The organism is Colwellia sp. BRX8-4 (assembly GCF_014077345.1).
Lineage (GTDB): Bacteria > Pseudomonadota > Gammaproteobacteria > Enterobacterales > Alteromonadaceae > Colwellia_A.
Map to the genome: position 1 here is coordinate 1 of NZ_JACGVS010000078.1, position 282 is coordinate 282.

General features: G+C 40.4%; 1 pseudogene. It reads left to right on the plus strand.

The window, feature by feature from the left end:
• Window positions 1-282, plus strand: a pseudogene (locus tag H4J56_RS19445) (transposase); the annotation flags it as partial.

Sequence of the window (282 nt, forward strand, 5' to 3'; positions counted from 1 at the left end):
GCTCACGCTGTCATGAATAATCACTTACATTTAGTCCTTCATGTTGATAGTGAAAAAGCTAACAACTGGACGACGCTAGAAGTACTGTCCCGTTGGCATAAGTTGTTTAAAGGCACCCTGTTGACCCGTCAATTTCAACAAGAGCAATCATTAACTACATTAACTACATTAACTCCATTCGAAATGGAAATGGTTGAAGAAACAGCACAGGTCTATAAACAGCGTTTAATCGATATCAGTTGGTTTATGCGGGCATTAAACGAGCCTATTGCTCGACAAGCC